Origin of the sequence: Sulfitobacter sediminis, from assembly GCF_040811725.1 — a bacterium.
GTDB classification, from domain to species: domain Bacteria; phylum Pseudomonadota; class Alphaproteobacteria; order Rhodobacterales; family Rhodobacteraceae; genus Sulfitobacter; species Sulfitobacter sediminis.
In genome coordinates this window covers 1-981 of the sequence record NZ_JBFNXX010000097.1, presented here as the reverse complement: position 1 = coordinate 981, position 981 = coordinate 1, and the positions used below count along the sequence as shown (strand labels likewise).

At 59.0% G+C, this 981-nt stretch carries 1 pseudogene; it reads right to left on the bottom strand.

Annotation, left to right across the window (positions count from 1 at the left end):
• Positions 1–925, bottom strand: a pseudogene (locus AB2B41_RS23315) (IS3 family transposase); the annotation flags it as partial.
• Positions 926–981: the final 56 nt, after the last annotated feature.

Below are 981 nucleotides of genomic sequence, written 5' to 3'. Positions count from 1 at the left end.
TTCTCCCACGGGCTGCCCGGTTCGATGAAGGCCGTCCTGGCTCCCACGGCTTCGATCCATGCCCGGACGTCTTTGGCAACGAACTCGGGGCCATTGTCGCTGCGCACAAATGCCGGCGGCCCTCTCAGGATGAAGAGATCGGTGAGAGCGTCGATCACGTCGGTCGAGTTCAGCTTCCGCTTCACTGTGATTGACAGGCATTCCCGGCTGAACTCATCGAGGATGTTCAAGGTACGGAACGCCTTGCCGTCGTCAGTGCGGCAATGCACGAAATCGTAGCTCCAGACATGGTTGCGGTGCTCAGGCCTCAGGCGGATGCATGATCCGTCATTCAGCCAGAGACGGCTCTTCTTTGGTTGCTTGCGTGGCACCTTCAGCCCCTCCCGTTTCCATAGCCGCTCAACACGGCCGACGCTGACCTGCCAGCCCGCATCTCTCAGCAGAACGGCGACGCGGCGGTAACCGTAGCTGCCGTATTGCCGGGCCAGTTCAATCATGTCCGCGACAAGCCGGTCTTCGTCTTCCCGGCCTCGGGGAGAGTACCTTTGCGTCGATCGATGCTGCCCCAGCACCCGGCAGATCCTGCGTTCCGAAACCTTCATCCTACTTCGGATCAGGTCGATGCAGGCACGCCGGCGGGCGGGGCTCAGAAGTTTCCCCGGGCTGCTTCCTTAAGGATTAGTTTGTCCAGGGTCAGGTCCGACACGGCTTTCCGAAGCCGTTCATTCTCTTTCTGGAGCCGTTTTAGTTCCTTAAGTTGGTCGGTTCCCATACCGCCATACTGCTTGCGCCACCGGTAATAGGTCTGCTCGGTAATGCGCACTTCGCGGATCGCATCCACGCGCTGCATACCCTGGCCGACAAGCACATCAACCTGCCGTAACTTCTGAACTATCTCCTCGGGCTTGTGCCGCTTGTTTGCCATTCTCTGTCCTCCGTTCCCTATACATAACGGTGGACCTAGTCAGATGAGGCATTCCA